The organism is uncultured Halopseudomonas sp., from assembly GCF_963977355.1.
Lineage (GTDB): Bacteria > Pseudomonadota > Gammaproteobacteria > Pseudomonadales > Pseudomonadaceae > Halopseudomonas.
The window spans coordinates 52977-66156 of the sequence record NZ_CAXBOV010000002.1 but is presented as its reverse complement, the minus strand read 5'-3'; the positions used below and the strand labels follow the sequence as shown (position 1 = coordinate 66156).

At 57.8% G+C, this 13180-nt stretch carries 14 protein-coding genes and 1 pseudogene; 7 read left to right on the top strand and 8 right to left on the bottom strand.

Going from position 1 to position 13180, the window contains the following annotated elements; translation table 11 throughout:
* Positions 1–74: 74 nt before the first annotated feature.
* A complete protein-coding gene (locus tag AAC076_RS01355) occupies positions 75–734 on the bottom strand; it encodes a peroxiredoxin (protein ID WP_339842554.1) in 660 nt (219 codons plus the stop codon).
* A gap of 328 nt (positions 735–1062) precedes the next feature.
* Between AAC076_RS01355 and AAC076_RS01350 the strand changes: the two genes are divergently transcribed.
* Positions 1063–1764 (top strand): hypothetical protein, encoded by a 702-nt coding sequence (locus tag AAC076_RS01350; protein WP_339842553.1) that lies wholly within the window; start codon positions 1063–1065, stop codon positions 1762–1764.
* A 29-nt stretch (positions 1765–1793) separates the two neighbouring features.
* On the opposite strand, the pseudogene AAC076_RS01345 reads toward AAC076_RS01350, so the two are convergent.
* Positions 1794–2884, bottom strand: a pseudogene (locus AAC076_RS01345) (3-deoxy-7-phosphoheptulonate synthase).
* A gap of 550 nt (positions 2885–3434) precedes the next feature.
* Between AAC076_RS01345 and AAC076_RS01340 the strand changes: the two are divergent.
* Together AAC076_RS01340 and AAC076_RS01335 are read left to right on the top strand one after the other, a co-directional pair.
* Positions 3435–4151 (top strand): AzlC family ABC transporter permease, encoded by a 717-nt coding sequence (locus tag AAC076_RS01340; protein ID WP_339842552.1) that lies wholly within the window; start codon positions 3435–3437, stop codon positions 4149–4151.
* Complete coding sequence (locus AAC076_RS01335; protein WP_339842551.1) at positions 4141–4455, top strand: AzlD domain-containing protein; 315 nt, start codon at positions 4141–4143, stop codon at positions 4453–4455. Before AAC076_RS01340 ends, AAC076_RS01335 begins: the two co-directional genes overlap by 11 nt.
* Here the strand turns inward: AAC076_RS01335 and AAC076_RS01330 are convergent.
* The gene (locus tag AAC076_RS01330) at positions 4432–5136 is read right to left on the bottom strand and encodes an aspartate/glutamate racemase family protein (protein ID WP_339842549.1); all 705 of its coding nucleotides are present in this window, start codon (positions 5134–5136) and stop codon (positions 4432–4434) included. The genes AAC076_RS01335 and AAC076_RS01330 overlap by 24 nt on opposite strands.
* A 120-nt stretch (positions 5137–5256) precedes the next feature.
* Between AAC076_RS01330 and AAC076_RS01325 the strand changes: the two genes are divergently transcribed.
* From AAC076_RS01325 to AAC076_RS01310, 4 genes are all read left to right on the top strand, one after another.
* Positions 5257–6090 (top strand): MauE/DoxX family redox-associated membrane protein, encoded by an 834-nt coding sequence (locus tag AAC076_RS01325; RefSeq protein WP_339842548.1) that lies wholly within the window; start codon positions 5257–5259, stop codon positions 6088–6090.
* 171 nt (positions 6091–6261) lie between these two features.
* Entirely contained in the window at positions 6262–6810 is a 549-nt protein-coding gene (locus AAC076_RS01320) for a sigma-70 family RNA polymerase sigma factor (RefSeq protein WP_339842547.1), read from the top strand.
* Positions 6807–7526 carry an anti-sigma factor gene (locus tag AAC076_RS01315; protein ID WP_339842546.1) on the top strand — a complete coding sequence of 240 codons (720 nt, stop codon included), beginning with the start codon at positions 6807–6809 and terminating at the stop codon, positions 7524–7526. Before AAC076_RS01320 ends, AAC076_RS01315 begins: the two co-directional genes overlap by 4 nt.
* Positions 7527–7657: 131 nt before the next feature.
* A complete protein-coding gene (locus AAC076_RS01310) occupies positions 7658–8437 on the top strand; it encodes a DUF4394 domain-containing protein (protein WP_339842545.1) in 780 nt (259 codons plus the stop codon).
* A 70-nt stretch (positions 8438–8507) separates the two neighbouring features.
* Here AAC076_RS01310 and AAC076_RS01305 read toward each other — a convergent pair whose 3' ends face one another.
* From AAC076_RS01305 to phnC, 5 genes are read right to left on the bottom strand one after another with little or no spacing between them, the layout of a single operon-like run.
* The gene (locus AAC076_RS01305; RefSeq protein WP_339842544.1) at positions 8508–9371 is read right to left on the bottom strand and encodes a LysR family transcriptional regulator; all 864 of its coding nucleotides are present in this window, start codon (positions 9369–9371) and stop codon (positions 8508–8510) included.
* A complete protein-coding gene (locus AAC076_RS01300) occupies positions 9365–10384 on the bottom strand; it encodes a phosphonate dehydrogenase (RefSeq protein ID WP_339842543.1) in 1020 nt (339 codons plus the stop codon). Before AAC076_RS01300 ends, AAC076_RS01305 begins: the two co-directional genes overlap by 7 nt.
* Positions 10385–10393: 9 nt before the next feature.
* On the bottom strand, positions 10394–11194 hold the full coding sequence (phnE, locus tag AAC076_RS01295) for a phosphonate ABC transporter, permease protein PhnE (RefSeq protein ID WP_339842645.1): 801 nt from the start codon (positions 11192–11194) through the stop codon (positions 10394–10396).
* 40 nt (positions 11195–11234) lie between these two features.
* On the bottom strand, positions 11235–12095 hold the full coding sequence (gene phnD, locus AAC076_RS01290; protein WP_339842542.1) for a phosphate/phosphite/phosphonate ABC transporter substrate-binding protein: 861 nt from the start codon (positions 12093–12095) through the stop codon (positions 11235–11237).
* Positions 12092–12946, bottom strand: a complete 855-nt coding sequence (gene phnC, locus AAC076_RS01285) for a phosphonate ABC transporter ATP-binding protein (protein WP_339842541.1) — start codon at positions 12944–12946, stop codon at positions 12092–12094. The genes phnD and phnC overlap by 4 nt, the downstream gene beginning before the upstream one ends.
* Positions 12947–13180 lie beyond the last annotated feature (234 nt).

The window sequence follows — 13180 nt, the reverse complement described above, 5'->3', positions numbered from 1 at the left end:
GCCAGAGGTTTTGTGTCGGATGGCTGTGAGACTAAAAGCTTGCGACCTTGCGCCGCAAGCTTTTATCGCTCATATCACGAGCTTTTCGGCGCCTTGGCGAACCGCAGGTAAGGCAGCTTGATATCGAGCTTGCCAAACTTTTCCTCAGCCTGCTGATCATTCAGCGACAAGGCGACGATCACGTCCTGCCCGGGCACCCAGTTGGCCGGTGTTGCGACTGAAGCGCCATCAGTAGTCTGGACGCAATCCAGCGCACGCAGGATTTCGGCAAAATTACGGCCGACAGCCATCGGGTAGGACATGGTCAGACGTACCTTCTTGTCCGGACCGATGATGAATACCGTCCTTACCGTAGCGCTGTGAGCTGGAGTGCGACCATCAGGCAGATAGGCATCAGCGGGCAGCATATCGTACAACTTGGACACATTGAGGGAGGTGTCATCGATGATCGGAAAGTCCGCCGGAGCGCCGGCAAACGACTCGATATCGCGCTTCCATTTCTTGTGCTCTTCCACGTTGTCCACGGACACGCCGAGTACCTTGGTATTACGTTTGGCAAATTCAGGTACTAGCTGCGCCACAGCACCAAATTCAGTGGTACATACGGGCGTAAAATCCTTGGGATGCGAGAACAGAATGGCATAGTTATCGCCGATCCATTCATGGAGCTTGAGCTCGCCGGCGGTGGAGTCCGCTGTAAAGTCGGGTGCAATATCGTTGATTCTAATAGACATTATTGTAATCCCTGGTTGATTTCCGGTTGACCTTGTCGACCGCAGATATCATGGCACGGTCATGCTTGCTCAGAATACAAGTCGACGCCCTGTAAGAGCCTAGCCCACTGCATCAGGGTTTCGTTGCAGTAAGCCTGTCATCGAAAGCTTACTCGCTGTGCAGAGCAGCGTCGACGGTTTAGAAGTCGCAGACTCGGAGGAAGCCGCGATGCCGCAACGCGAGATCCCCAAATACACCAACATCAGCGTTGTGGATGCAACCCCTTCCTTGTGCTGCTGGGCGGAGCAAGTGGGTAAAATGAGATATTGCTCACACACCGGAGACTCCATGAAAAATACAACACTGCACATAGCCCGTCGTTTTTGCGGCCCGCCCAATAGTGGCAATGGTGGCTACGTCTCTGGTCTCATTGCCCAGCATATGGAGCAGCCCTGCCAGGTCACACTGCATGCGCCACCGCCGCTGGATACCGATCTTCAGTTGCACCCCCATGAAGATGGACTTCAGCTGAAGTTTGGCGAGCAATTATTAGCCACTGCCCGGCCCTATACCTTTGACATGGCTATTCCTGCACCGCCGGCAATGCAGGATGCTGAAGAAGCTCAAAAGCGTTTTGTCGGCGTGCGCCATGATCTACCCGGCTGCTTTGTGTGCGGTACAAATCGCGATCCAGGGGATGGCTTGCGAATCTTTGCCGGCGGCGTATGCGAACATGAGGAGCAGGTTGCCGCACTCTGGAAGCCGGCAGCGGATCTGGCTGATGCACAGGGTAACGTGTCCAGCGAGTACCTCTGGGCGGCACTGGATTGCCCCGGTTTCTTTGCCGTGAAACCCGTGTCAGACATGGCCCTGCTCGGCCGCTACAGCGCACGCATCGAGCAATCAGTGCAGGCAGGGGAAACACTTATCGTTTCAGCCTGGGCAATCAAGCACGACGGCCGCAAGCACAATGCCGGCAGCGCCCTCTACCGCAGCAACGGCGAACGCGTGGCCTGCGCGGAGGCAACCTGGATCAGCCTAAAACGCTGAGTAAAAAAGCCCGGGCCACGACGAACAGTTCAGGCCCGCAAGGCTCGCGCCGCGCTAAGCAACGCCTGCTCGGTACCGGCCCAACCAATGCAGGCGTCAGTTACTGATACGCCGTACTTCAGATCGGCGCCCAACGGTTGGTTGCCATCAAACAGATGGCTTTCGAGCATGACACCACGCAGGCTTCGGTCACCGGCATTGCGCTGATCGATAACCGACGCCAGCACATCGGGCTGGCGCATCGGGTCCTTGTTGCTGTTCGCATGACTGCAATCGACAATTATCCGAGCTGCCAGGCCCTGCTTTTCAAGCGCTTGTCTTGCCATTGTGACGGCCTCAGGCTGATAGTTGGGGCCTGTAAGCCGCCGCGCAAAACGAGATGCGCGTCCGGGTTGCCCAGCGTATGGATCAAAGCTGACCGACCGTGGTCATCCATGCCGAAGTGTTGATGCGGATGCGCAGCTGACCGCATGGCGTCACAGGCAATGCTCAGGCTCCCGTCGGTACCGTTCTTGAAGCCAACCGGCAACGCCAGCCCACTCACCATCTCCCGGTGAATCTGCGATTCACTGGTGCGCGCTCCAATAGCGGCCCAACCCAACAGATCATCCAGGTAGCCGGCGGCCATGGGTTGCAGCAACTCGGTCGCGACCGGCAGACCCAGTTCGGCAACGCCTAGTATCAGACGCCGAGACAGGGCCAGACCTTCTGCCATGTCGCTGCTGTTATCCAGGTGCGGGTCATACATCAGCCCTTTCCAGCCCACGGTGGTGCGCGGCTTTTCCACGTAGGTGCGCATCACCAACAACAGTTGCTGGTTAACCTGGGGAGCCAGCTCAGCGAGCCTTTGCGCGTACTCCATCGCAGAGTCGGGGTCATGCAGGGAGCAGGGGCCGACAACAACCAGCAACCGGTCATCTTTACCATTGAGCACAGCGCGTATAGCCTCGCGCTGCTGATTGATCTGCCGGGCCAGTGCGGCGCTGCAGGGCAAGCGTCCGCGCAGTTGCGCGGGGGTTGGTAATGGGGTGGCATGGCGCCGAGTTGCAGTGCTGGCAGCATCGACCAAAGTCAGATCGCTGGGCGTGCTGGTGTGAAGCGTTGAAAGCGTGGCATTCATTATGGGTTCCTCGCGCGGCGTTGTGACGCCGCGGCTCTATCGGTGTCTGTGTGGCGTTCGGTCTGGATGGGGTGTGGCATCGCGAATCGCGCCGCTAAATCGCCAGTTTCGATAGGAAGCCGCGTAATAGGTGTTTGCATTCAACATGGTGTAACCCTCTTTTCAGTAGTGGAAAAACATCAACTATCAGCCAATAAAAAACCCCGGAGCGGGAGGCCGACCGGGGTTTGGAAACTGCTGGTGGCGACCCTTGAACCGGGCGCCTGCTGGGGTATCAGGCGCGCATGCGGCTAAACCAATACCCAAAATAAAAATATCCGACCACCGCTGACACACACGCAACGGCGTTGCCGGTGCTCAGGGCACAGCGGGCAGTTACGCGTTGTTCGTTCAGGAATGACATGGGAATCTCCATTGATTGAGCACGATCCTAGCCGATTGCCGACGGGGCGGCAAGGGTGTGCGCCGGTTCCTGTCGACAGCTGTATCTAAGGCGATGCCGCGGCACCGTGCATAATATGCAGCCAGGCAAAATCTCTCAGGAGCATTTATGGCAAGCGTCGATCCGGAGCTGCACCAACTCAACAAACAACTTATCTGGGACGGTTTCAAACAGTTGGCTCCGATCTCCGTATTCGTCGTTGCCTTTGGCGCGGCGTTCGGTCTGGCGGCGACCCAGGCTGGACTGAGCGACTCGATGATCCTGACCATGAGCGCGCTGGTCTTCGCCGGTGCCTCTCAGTTTGCGGCGCTGGATCTGTGGGGTCCGCAGGTGCCATTGTTCACCCTGCTGATCACGGTATTCGCGATCAATGCACGGCATCTTCTGATGGGTGCAACGCTGTATCCCTGGCTGAGCCGGCTACCAGCGGCCAAACGCTATGGCGTAATGCTGATTGCCTCCGATGCCAATTGGGCAATGTCGATGCAGGCCCTCACACGCGGGCAGCCGGGCCTGGGTTTGCTGTTTGGCGGCGGGCTGGCGCTGTGGTCGTTCTGGGTCTTCGGTACCTGGCTGGGAATGACTTTCGGCAACCTGATCAGCAATCCCAAGGCCCTGGGTCTGGACATGGTCATGGGCTGCTTTCTACTCGCCATGGTAGTGGGCGGCGAAAAGAACCTGCGCATGCTGGGCATCTGGACCGTGGCGGCGGGCTGCTCGCTAATGGCTTACTGGTACCTGCCTGAAAACAGCCACGTGATAGTGGGTGCCCTGGCCGGCGGCGTTGCGGGTTTAGCCTGGAGGGAGAAGCACCATGAACGTTGAAGCCACTGGATTATTTGCCCTGCTGATCATTCTGGCTATGGCCCTGGTGACTCTGACCACACGCTGGGGCGGTGTGTATGTGATGTCGTTCATACCGATTGGCTATCGGGTAAAGCAGTTCATCAACGCCGTGTCCGGCTCGGTACTGGTTGCGCTGCTGGCTCCGCTCGCGCTGGAGGGCGATACTGCTGCCCGCCTCGCTTTGCTTACAACCGCGGTGATGATGCTGGTGGTAAAAAAACCGCTGCCCGCCATCGCCGCCGGCATACTGATCGCCGCTTTAACCCGACAGATTGCCGCCTAGGGCAAAGCGCACAGCCTGCTCGGCATGGATTCGGGTGGTGTCAAACAAGGGCACCGTGGTGTCTGCGGCCTGAATCAGCAAGCCGATCTCGGTGCAGCCCAGAATCACGCCCTGCGCGCCGCGCCCGGCGAGGGAGGCGACTATATCGAGATAGGCTTTTTTCGACTCGGCCTTGATCTTGCCAAGGCACAGCTCGTCGTAGATCACTGCATGGATATGCTCGCGCTGCGACTCATCCGGCACCAGCACACGAATGCCTTGCCGTTCCAATCGGTCCCGATAGAAGTCCTGCTCCATGGTAAAGCGCGTACCAAGCAAACCCACCCTGCTGACTCCGGCGGACTTGAGCACGGTGGCGGTCGCATCAGCAATATGCAGCAGCGGAATACTGACTGCCTCCTCGATTTGGGTAGAGACCTTGTGCATGGTGTTGGTACAAAGCACCATGAAGTCGGCGCCAGCGGCTTCCAGTGCTTTGGCCGCACGAACCAGAATCCTGGCCGTGGCGTCCCAGTCACCCTGGTGCTGCAGATTTTCAATCTCGGCAAAGTCCACGCTGTAGAGCACCAGCTTAGCCGAGTGCAATCCGCCCAACTGATCCCTGATGCCCTGATTGATCAGTTGATAATACGTCTGGCTGGATTCCCAGCTCATGCCGCCAATCAAGCCTATGGTGTGCATATGCAACCTCCCTGTAGTTCGTGATGAGGCCCAGTTTACCGACAGCGCCAGCGCTCGCAAGGAACCTATGCGCGCTTGTCTTGCCCAATAAAGTAGACCCAGGTCCAGAAGGAGAGGCAAATGTCATTGGAACCCGTCATACCAGAATCAGCCACTAGCGAGCCTGTGAATCCCGGTTCACCGGTAACAGAAAAAGCAGAATCAAACAGTTCGGACGAGAAAGCCAAGGCGACTGTTTACCGGATGGTGATGAAAAAGCACCTATGCCCCTTCGGCTTGAAGTCGGTCGATATGCTTGAGCGTGCAGGCTACAACGTCGAAGACAACCCGCTGACCACCCGTGAAGAGATCGATGCATTCAAGGCGCGGCATGATGTGGACACCACGCCGCAAGTATTTATCGGCAAAAAGCGCATCGGTGGTTATGAGGATCTTCGCCGCCACCTGGGCAAGAAAGTGAAGGCCCCGGACGAAACCAGCTACCAGCCGGTCCTCGCGGTCTTTGGGGTGTCGGCGTTGCTGGCCCTGGCGGTGGGCTGGATGCTTGGCGGGGTGTTTACTATCCGCACCGCCGAACTGTTCATCGCGTTCAGCATGTCCATTCTGGCGCTATTAAAGCTGCAGGATGTGGAAAGCTTCTCGACCATGTTTCTCAATTACGACCTGCTCGCCCAGCGCAAGGTGCCCTACTCCTATCTTTACCCATTTGGTGAGCTGCTTGCGGGCGTATTGATGATAGCCGGCGCGCTATTGTGGGTGGCGATTCCTGTAGCGCTATTTATCGGTACCATCGGTGCGGTGTCTGTATTCAAGGCTGTGTATATTGATCGCCGTGAGCTTAAATGCGCCTGCGTGGGTGGCAGCAGTAACGTGCCGCTTGGCTTCGTTTCACTCACCGAAAACCTGATGATGATGGGAATGGGTGTATGGATGCTGAGGTACTATTTTGGCTGATTTGTTTGTTTGATATGCCCATCCTTGGCATCGACTGGCTCGGCCCCTCGGCCGAGTCTTGAAACAATTACACACGAACAATCCCCTTTTTATTGCAGCCTGCACATCCGTGCAGCCTGCTGGCGGGTATAGCCTGTTGGAAAGACACAGTGATGGAGCAAGAAACGGAGCATGGAAGACAGCAACTTCGATTATGAAGGCACCCTGGAAGCCTGCGCGGGCGGGGACCATGCCGCCTTCAAGCGGTTGTATAAACAGGAAGCCGGCCAGCTACTGGGGCTGGCGATAACGATTCTGGGACGACGCGATCAGGCGGAGGACTGTGTGCACGATGCACTGGTCAAGGTCTGGAGCAACGCGCATCGCTTCGATCGCAGTCTGGGCCAGGGTCGTGCCTGGATCTACAGCATCATGCGATACCGCGCCCTCAACCAGCTGCGCGGACGCGGACGGCTGGTCCAGACCGACGATAGCTTTATCGAGCAGATGGCCGACGACAGTCCACAGGCTGAGGAGCACGCCAGCAATCAATCGGAGGGTCAGCAGTTGCGCCGATGTCTTGGTCAACTGGAGCGCCCCAGGCGTCACCCGATTCTTTTGGCTTTCTACCGGGGACTGACCCACGAACAGATTGCCAGCCGACTGACCACGCCGCTGGGCACCATCAAGGGACGTATCCGCGCGGGACTTCGCGCATTGCAGGAGTGTTTGCAGGTATGATTCCACACAAACTTGAGCCGCGTCGGGCGCTGATCGGCGAGTATGTGCTGGGCCTGCTTGACGAGCCTCAGGCCAGTGAAGTGCGTGATCTTATCGAGAATGACCGTGAGACGGCGCGCATGGCCCTGGAATGGGAGCGGCACCTCCTTGACCTGACCGATGAGCTCCCGCCGCAACCTCCCTCGCCATACCTATGGGAACGGATTCAACAGACTCTCGGCTGGTCGGCAGACACGCAAACCACCCACCCCCAGGGACTTGCCCGCTGGTGGCAGAGTCTGGGTGTGTGGCGTCTGACCAGCGGCGCGTTGGCTCTGCTGGTCTTGCTCACCTGGCTACCCGGCGTGATGAAGATCGGCGCGCCAGGCCCAAGCTATACCGCCGTGTTGCAACAGCCAGGCGAAAGCGCCCAGCCAGGCTGGGTAGTAACCATCAACGAGGACGGCGCACTGAACCTCAAGTCACTTGTCGAGGATCAGATACCGGATGATCGCAGCGTGCAATTCTGGACGCTCATTGATCCTAAAGATGGGCCCCGTTCATTGGGTCTGATCGAGCCCGGCCAGGAAACCACATTGAGCGCCGAACAGATCGGCGCGGTGCAAGCGGGCCAGCTGTTTGAGCTCACATTGGAGCCCGCTGGTGGCTCGCCGTTGGATCGACCTACCGGCCCAGTGCTGTACATCGGTCGGGCGGTGCTTATCGCCAGCAATTGAGCCATCGAAAAATTTATTTTCGATTGGCGACATCCAGAACCGGTCCTCGGGGGTATTAACTGGCAGGTGGCTTGAAAAGCCCCTTGCCAGGTGGGATCAACCCACCACTCCACGAATGCGAGGAACCACAAATGAATACTTTCAACAAACTGATCCTGACGACTTCTCTGACTTTGGCCGCCGGCACCGCCAGCGCTGCCCAACTGCTGGCCCTGGGTGCAGACGGCATGTTGCACAAGGTAGACACCGACACGCTCAGCGTAAGTGCCAGCATGGCCGTTGAGGGTGCAAGCGACCTGCGCGGCATTGATGTGCGTCCAGCAAACGGCACTCTGTATGCCCTGAGTGGCGCTACCCAGCTCTATACACTGGACATGGCGACGGGCAAGGCCACCGCTGGTGCCCAGCTGCAGATGGAGCTTCCCGGAGATGAGCACGCCGTTGTTGATTTCAATCCGGTCGCTGACCGTCTGCGACTGCTTGCGGCTGACGGCACGAATTTCCGCGTGAACGTAGAGACTGGCGAAGTAGCAGTTGATGGCACTGTCGCCTACGCCAGCGATTTTGCGAGCATGGACATGATGGAAAAAGTCGTCGCGGGCGCCTACACCAATTCCTATGCAGGCACCGAGAAAACCGAACTTTACACCGTGGATCTCTCAAGCGGCATGCTGATGCTGCAAAACCCACCAAATGATGGCGTACAACAGCCCGTTGGTGAATTGGCCAAAAACCTGGACGCTGCCGCAATGGATATCGTCAGTGACGGCATGGGCGGCAACACCGCTTACGTACTAACCGGCAAGACACTGCACACCGTGGATCTGAAGACCGGAGCGCCGACTCCACTGGGTGATGTTGAAGGGCTGCCAGAAGGTATTATCGATATTGCCGTACTGCCTGCCATGTAAGCAGTAGCACTCTCTGCCAGGGGAGTCTGAGCGCCAGCTCAGGCTCCCTTTTTGTGGACAGATACCCGACTCAGACGCTCTGTGTCAGCAAGTGGTCTACGAACCGTGGAGCGCTTGTTGCGTCCTTGGATCCACGCCAGGTGACAAAAAGATCCTTGAGCAACCCGGTACCGGCTACCGGAATCGCCCGCAGACTGCCGGCGCGAGCTTCTTCTTCCACGGCCGAAGCCATGACCAGCGACACCCCCAATCCGGCTTTTACTGCCTGCTTGACTGCTTCGGTGCTACCTAACTGCCTGGAGACGGTCGGCATGGGTCCCCCCTCGAAAAATCGATTCAACAGACGACCGGTACCCGTTCCTGGTTCGCCGCCCAACAGCGAAAGCTGAGAGAGCTGCTCACGGTTGATGGCCGTCTCGCCTGCCAGGGGATGATCCGGGGGAACAATCAACACCAGGGGCTCGCGCCGCCAGGGTGCCGACACTAATCCTGGACCAGGCTCACTCCACTCCATCACTGCCACATCGATTTCCCCACGCCGCAGTTTCTCCGAAATGTTCGGATTATGATCGATGAGAAGTTCGTAGCCGTTTGCGTTGCTGTTATTTTCAAATGACCGCAGGACCGGTTGTAACAGGTAGATACCGATATTGGAGCTAGCACCTACCCGCAATGTGTTGCGTACTACTGCCGCCCTGGCCTGCTCTTCCAGCCGCAGGAGACTTTCAGCGTAGGGCAGTAGCGCCCTGGCAGCAGCCGTGGGTGTACATTCACGCCGCCCCCGGGTAATCAGGGTAACCCCCAACTCCTCCTCCAGCCGCTGGATATGCTGGGAAACCGACGGCTGCGAAATACCCAGCACTTGTGCCGCCGTCTGGAAGCCCCGATGACTGATCACAGCCAGAAGACTCTGTAACCACAACAGATTCAGCATGCAGCACGCCCCTGGTTGTCAGCAGGCACCGGGGCATTGGCCGCATCCGGCGGCGTCTCACCCGCCAAGGCCGCCAGTATATTGTGTGCTGCACGCAACTCGATCGCTTTACGCACTCCGCGAACAGCGGAGCCGATGTGCGCCGTAAACAGGGTGCGGGGGTGGTCCAGCAGGGCCGGATCAATCTTCCTGGGACGGCCTTGGCGGGCCCAGTCCTCCATTTCGAATACATCCGCTGCGTAGCCAGCCAGATGGCCTGCTTGCAACGCAGCCAGCACCGCTTGCTCACTGACCACCGAGCCCCGGCAGGGATTGATAAGAAAGGCACCGGGCCTCATGGAGTTCAGCGCATCGGCATCAATGGTATGCAGTGTCTGTTCGTTGAGAGCCAGAGCCAGAATCACCACGTCGGATTCGCCAAGCAGCTCAGCCATGGACCTTCTGGACAGTGTCATAGCCGCCTCTTCTGAAGCCGGCAGGGGGATATGCTCGGTATAGATGACCTTGGCTCCCCATCCCTGTAGCCGCTTGGCTACCGCTCTGCCGATGGCGCCCATACCAAGAATACCGATGGTCGAACCCTCGATCCCAGTACCGTAGAAGCGCGGCTGCCAGCCCTGAAATTCCCCAGAGCGAACAAAGTGATCAGCCTCGAGCACGTTACGCATCAAACCTATGGTCAGCCCGACAGTAAGCTCCGCAGTGGGAACTGTTAAGAGATCGGGAACAAAGGTCAGCCACACCCCATGACGAGTACAAGCCTGGACATCAAAATTGTCGAAGCCCTTGAGCGCGGCTCCCACGACCCGAAGTCTGGGACATTGGGCAAGGAAGTTTTCGCTTACACGATCGGGCATAAAGGCCATCATGGCATCAGCCCCTGAGACCCGCTCAAGCACCTCGGCTTCGTCAAGCGTGCGTGATGTCTGATTGGTGACCAGTTCGCAGTGAGGCGCCAGCAGCTCTAGCACCTCCTCGTGCACGGGGTGAGTTAGGACCACAGTTGGTTTCATCATCAATCCTTATTTAAAACGTTTACGCAGCCGTCCGCTGAGCGCATCGACCAGCGTGACCATGACCAGAATAACTATGAGAATCGCGCTGACTTCCTGGTACTGCATGATGCGCAATGAGCCCATCAGCTCGAAACCTATCCCACCCGCGCCGACCATGCCCATGACAGTGGAAGCACGAAAGTTGTATTCCCAGCGGTAAATGGCGACGTCAGCGAATTGCGGCAGCACCTGTGGGAAAACTGCGTGGTAGAGCACCTGCAGCCGCGTCGCACCAGCGGCGGTGGCAGCCTCTACCGGAGCTTCATCCACATGCTCGATGGCTTCGGCGAAGAACTTGCCTACCATCCCTATGGAATGCAGCCCGAGGGCCAGCACACCAGGCAATGCGCCAAAGCCCACTGCGGCCACAAAGATGATCCCCATGATCAGCTCCGGGACCGAGCGCAGGGCGTTCAAGGTGGTGCGGGTCAGGTGATATACCACGGGGTGTGGAGAGGTGTTGCGGGCCGCGAGAAACGCCAGCGGCACAGAAGCTATAACCGCAATGGCAGTACCCGCAATACTCATGGCCAGGGTATCGAGCAACGGATAGACCCAGTCCATTATGTTGCGAAAATCCGGTGGGAAGGATTCCGCCATCAGAGTGCCAATCGCCGGAATACCGTTAGCCAGCGTTCGGAAATCCAGTAGGTTGACGTACCAACTGGCCACCAGAATGACCGCAAACAACCCCAGAGTCTGAAACAGTTTGCGGCGCCAGGCGTGACTGTATTGATCGAGCATCGCCTGACGCGATAACGGCGGCATGATAGCCGCCTCTCCTGTGCGCATCTTCATGGGGTATCCCTTACAGCTTGGAGAAGTCGAGGTTGAGCAGACCGCCCATATCCCGGATAACGTCGTAGGCTGAATCATCTATCTCGACGAAACCTTCTGCCTTGAGGTTTTTCAGAATTTCCTTGTCGTCGATGGCAACAAAGCTCGCCTGGATCTTCTTCTTCAGTTCCGGGTCGAGGTTGGAACGCATGGCCCAGGGGTACTGCGGGAATTCGTTGCTGTAGCCAAGCACGCGTACCTTGTCACGGTCGATCAAGCCGCGATCCATCACGTGCTTGAAAATCACTTCCGACAGCCCGCCTGCATCTGCATTGCCGTTGGCGACGTTTACCGCTACCGCATCGTGGGTACCTACAAAGTGTGCTTCATAGTCCTCGCCAGCAGTCAGGTTGGCCTGCTCGAGCAGCACGGTTTTCGGGATCAGGTGGCTTGAGGTGGATGCGCGATCGCCATAGGCCATTTTCTTCCCGCGGATGTCGGCATAGGACTCTACACCCGACTCGACATTCGCTATCAGAATGGACCGATAGGTGGGTTTGCCATCCACCAGCATGGCGGCGAAAGGCTCTATGTCAGTCTTGCTCTTGGCCATGACATAGGACAAGGGGCCGAAATAGGCCAGATCGATCCGGCCAAAGCGCATGGCCTCGATCATCGAAGAGTAATCGGTGGTCACAATCAGTTCGATATCCTTGCCGAGGGCATCGGCCAGATAATCCTTGAGGGGCTGGTTACGCTTGATCAGCTCGGAGGCATTCTCATCGGGTAGTAGCGCAATTTTCAGAGTGTCGGGATCACTGTCAGCAGCCAGTGCGAAGCTGGTGGTAAGCATCAGGCCGAGGGCCAGCATCAGAGAGGTCAGACGTTTCATTGGGCTATCTCCAGTTTGGTGGTGGTCAAGCGATCAGGCGTGGTCCGCTCCGAAGTCTTGCTCTGTGACTCGGCAGCGGAATGGGTGTGCAGCGGGGTGTCGCGGTAGATCCGGGAGATCTCGGTTTCCGTCAGCTCCTGAGGAGCGGCGTCAAACACGATTTCAGCATTGGCCAGGCCGACAATGCGGTCGGCGAAATGTTTGGCATAGTCGAGTTGATGGAGGGAAACAACGGCAGCAATTCCATCCTCACGACAGATATCTCGAAGCAGGGTCAGCACCCGCTCGGACGTCGCGGGGTCCAGACTGGCAACGGGCTCATCTGCCAGGATCAGAGAGGGCTCCTGGGCTAACGCACGGGCTATGCCCACGCGCTGTTGCTGGCCGCCGGAAAGCTGATCGACGCGCGTCAGTGCCTTGTCCGCCAGCCCGACCCTTTCGAGGCAATGCATGGCCAGTTCCAGGTCTCGCCTGGGCAGAGGGAACAGACTACGCAAGGTATGGTGATAGGCCAGACGCCCTATCATGGCGTTCTCGAGGGCGGTGTGCCGCTCAATCAACTGATGATGCTGAAACACCATGGCGGTCTTGCGTCGGTGCTGACGTAAATTGGATGGGGATTTCAGATTGCCAAACTCCGCCGACATGACACGGCCGACAGACGGCGTTACCAAGTGGTTCAGGGCTCGCAGCAGCGTGGACTTGCCCGCCCCGGACAGACCGAGCAGCACAGTAAACTGGCCCCGATCGAAGGCAATGGCCGTGGGCTTCAGGGCCAGCACGGCGCCGGGGTAGGTTACCCCGAGCCCCTCGGTCCACAACATTGCTGATTCTCTGGGTGAAGATGCCATAGCATCACCTTTTGCAATTCAAGTATTCGCTGAATTACGAATCTCAATGCAAACGGTAGGCTTCCAACGTGACATGACCATGGCGGATATATGACCAGCAGATGAATTGTCGGTTTATCCAAAACATCAATAGAGGATTACTGTCCGACGTATACAGTACTGCGGATGGCTATTACCTGCTCTTCACTAGTCCGGCTAGCGAAGCTGAAATGCAAGCGTAGGTTGCCGGGATAT